At 41.0% G+C, this 2,160-nt stretch carries 2 protein-coding genes; both read left to right on the forward strand.

Annotated features, from left to right (window positions below):
- The first annotated feature begins 192 nt into the window (after positions 1–192).
- Entirely contained in the window at positions 193–1,749 is a 1,557-nt protein-coding gene (gene istA / locus DV872_RS25945; protein WP_114632880.1) for an IS21 family transposase, read from the forward strand.
- Between the two features lie 9 nt (positions 1,750–1,758).
- Positions 1,759–2,160: ATP-binding protein (locus tag DV872_RS25950; RefSeq protein WP_158547196.1), on the forward strand; the 402-nt coding region annotated here is incomplete at its 3' end.

A 2,160-nucleotide genomic window follows, 5' to 3' on the forward strand; every position in this document is an offset into this window, starting at 1 on the left:
TGCGGAATCCGGATGATACCGGACACCTATTCCGGACATAACCGGACACTCATTCCGGGTTTTACCGGACAGCAATTCCGGGAATAAACGGACAGTTTTAGCCCAGACTCCGGAATGAAATATTCCTGAAAACAGAGAATCCTCTAAATAGTAAAATCTTGTCTGACTTACATCAAACGGACAGGAGAATAAATGTCTAGAAAGAGGATAAGCATGAACAAAGTTCGAAAGATTCTGAAATATTCAGTAGAATCAGAATTAAGCACAAGAGAAATAGAATCTCTTACAGGTATTTCAAAAACAACAGTTTCCCATTACATCTCACGGTTTAAAAGTTCGGGAACGGCATACGCTGAATTGGAAAAACTAAGTGATTCTGATATGAAGGAAATGCTGAAAAGCAACACAGAAAAACAGAATCCCCATTTAATTCAATTGCAGGAATTAATTCCTGAATACGCCTTAAGGCTCCGGAAGAAAGGGATGACAAAACAGTTTCTCTGGAATGAATATATCGGGAAGCACAAAGACGGATATCAGTATACTCAATTCTGCTACTACATCCAAATATGGGAAGAATCTCAGGATGTAAGGATGCACCAGAACCATGACCCCGGCGATAAAGCATTCCTGGATTATACTGGTGAAAAGTTTCCTGTAACTGACCCCATAACAAGAAAGGAATGGAAACCGGAAGTGTATCTTGCGATACTCGGGAATAGCCAGCTTCTATATGTAGAGGCTTCTGAGAGTCAGAAAAATGAAGATTTTGTCCGCTCTACAGAGAGAGCATTGCGTTTCTTTGAAGGAGTGCCCAAAGCATTGGTTCCGGATAATTTGAAAAGTGCGGTGTTGAAGGCTGATAAATATGAACCTGAAATCAATCCATTATTTGATGACTTTGCTGAACATTATGGCACAGCCATTGTCCCGGCCCGTGCCTACAAGCCCAGGGACAAAGCTCTTGTCGAGAATGCTGTAACCCTTGTCTACCAACGAATTTTCGCCCCGTTGTACGGCAAGACCTTTTACTCTCTGGATGAATTGAATAATGCATTCTGGGAGCAACTGGAACTACATAATAACCGAAAACTATCAAAACTGGGTATATCAAGAAGAGATCTTTTCGAAAAAATAGAGAAAGAAACTCTTGGACAATTACCTGTTGAATCTTACCCGATAAAATGCTTTGAACGTCACAAAGTAGCTCCCGATTATCATTTTATTCTTTCTGCAGATAAACACTACTACAGTGTTCCCTGGCAATTAAAAGGTCAGAATGTTCGGGTTGTCTTCGATGACCGGAATATCGCGGTATATGCAGATAATCAAAGAGTTGTCCAACACAGGAGGAATAAAACTCCCGGTGGTTATACGACCTTAGAGCAGCATATGCCCCGGCATCACCGCTTTGTGAATTCCTGGTCCTCTGAGAAATTTGTGAAATGGGCTGGCGCAATTGGAGCAGAAACCTTAATGGTGATTGAGTACATGCTCAAATCCAAGAGACATAAAGAGCAAGCCTACAAAGCCTGTATCGGTATTCTTTCTCAGGCTAAAAAACACTCACCTGAAGATTTGAATCTGGCCTGCCGAATGGCGTTAAATTATGACCGAGTAAATAGCCGTGAGATTCGATTGTACCTCGCTGAAATAAGCAGTCAAAAAGAACAAAACGATACTGATCCAAATACCTTAACCTTCCCGATCATCCATAAAAATGTCCGGGGAAAATCTAATTACCAATAGGAATAATAAATGAACAGTACACAGGAAACAATTACAAAATTAGCACATATGAAACTCTTTGGGATGGCGAAAGCTTATCAGGCTCTACTAGAGACTGGAAAAAGGATGGATCTGACAATTGATGAAGCAATTTCCCATCTGGTGGATAATGAATGGGATGATAAACACAACAGGCGCTTAGAGCGTTTGATAAAAGCTGCCAGGTTTCGTTATCAGGCTTCAATGGAAGAACTGAATTATACACAGGCTCGAAATCTTGATAAAAATCAGATGGTTAGGCTGGCCGATTGTACTTGGATTGAAAGGAGTGAAGATATTCTTCTGACAGGACCCACTGGTATTGGTAAAAGTTTCATAGGAACCGCTCTAGGATTTCAGGCATGCCAGTATGGACACACTGTTGGTTACCAT

Source organism: Oceanispirochaeta sp. M1, from assembly GCF_003346715.1.
Lineage (GTDB): Bacteria > Spirochaetota > Spirochaetia > DSM-2461 > DSM-2461 > Oceanispirochaeta.